Below are 1,589 nucleotides of genomic sequence, written 5' to 3'. Positions count from 1 at the left end.
TCTCTCTGACTAAAGCAAAAAAGCAACGGTTTAAGAGCCGTTGCTTTTTTGCTTTATGGAGATAGTCTTGATACAATATAATTACGACAAAATACTGAGAAAGGCTATCCCATGTACATCCACTATAACACAAATCAAACCTGCTTACCACTAGAAATTTCTTCAGTCTTACCACAGGATCATATTGTTTTCACGATTGAAAAAGTGGTCAATGAGTTGGCTGAGGATTGTTTTTCTGCCTTTTATCACGATTTTGGACGTCCATCTTATCACCCTAAAATGTTATTGGCAGCTCTTTTATTTGCCTATTCTCAAGGAATTTTTTCTGGTCGTAAGATTGAGAGATTGATGGTGGAAAACTTAGCTATGCACTATTTGACTGGTCAGTTGGTTGTCAGTTATCGGACTATCAATCGTTTTCGTGTAGCCAAAGGTATGGAGGATTTGATTCAAGATTTGTTCGTGGAGTTTAGTGTTCGTCTAAAGATAGAGGAATTTGTATCACTAAATTGTCTGTATATTGATGGGACTAAGATTGAGGCTAATGCCAATAAATACAGTTTTGTTTGGAAAAAAGCTACTGATAAATTTTCCCTTAAACTTCAAGAAAGTATCCGTCAATCTTTCCAAGAAGAAATAGCTCCTCTTATTAAGGAAGCTATCATTTTAGACAAGGAAGAACCGATAAGCTCGGAACAATTAACTGAGTTTGTCGCTATTTTAGAAAAGGAATTAGAAGAAACAAACCAAGAGATTGAACAAAAGCCTGTTAAAGGAAGGGATCAAAGAAAAGAAAAACGTCGTAAAATCAAGAAAGCTATCCGAAAAGTTAAGGATGATTTTTTAGTGCGGGCTGAAAAATATGAAAATTACGAGGAAACATTTGAGGGACGTAACAGCTTTTCAAAAACAGATACAGATGCGACCTTTATGCGAATGAAGGATGATCATATGATGAATGGTCAACTCAAACCTGGTTATAACCTCCAAATTGCAACCGAAAATCAATTTGTTTTGCACTACGATGTATTCCCAAATTCAACAGACATTACCACGCTTCTACCATTTTTAGAAAGTTATCCACATGAACTTCAAACAATTGTTGCAGATGCAGGCTATGGTAGTGAGGAAAATCTAGTTACTCTTAATGAACTTGGAGTTAATCATTTTATTAAGTATGCCTTGTTTGATAAGGAACAGAAAAGAAGTTATAAACAGTCTAGTCGGAATCTAGATAATTGGACTTATGATGAAATCCAGGATAGTTACGTGCATCCAGATGGATGGATCTATCACTTTGATTGTATTAAACATCGTCAAACCAGTACTGGATTTACTCAAGAAATCAAAGTCTATAAGGCAGATAATCCTGATTTAGCTCCTCAGAAAGGACTTTATCTAAACCATAGATACCAAGAGTTGAAGCAAATAGAAAGTCAAGCGCTTTTATCTGAAGAAGGCAGTCGGATTTTCGCACAACGAAAAGTTGATGTGGAACCTGTCTTTGGACAGATAAAGGCTTGTTTAGGTTACAAACGTTGTAATCTACGAGGAAAACGACAAGTAAAAATTGACATGGGATTGGTTCT

1 protein-coding gene is annotated in these 1,589 nt (G+C 35.8%); it reads left to right on the top strand.

What is annotated here, in order from left to right; translation table 11 throughout:
• Nucleotides 1-111 precede the first annotated feature (111 nt).
• Nucleotides 112-1,589: IS1182 family transposase (locus HZY94_RS09085; protein WP_179925879.1), on the top strand; the 1,478-nt coding region annotated here is incomplete at its 3' end.

Origin of the sequence: Streptococcus danieliae, assembly GCF_013415245.1 — a bacterium.
In the GTDB taxonomy this organism is placed as follows: domain Bacteria; phylum Bacillota; class Bacilli; order Lactobacillales; family Streptococcaceae; genus Streptococcus; species Streptococcus danieliae_A.
The sequence above is the reverse complement of the archived record's forward strand: the minus strand, read 5'-3'. Positions and strand labels throughout refer to the sequence as shown.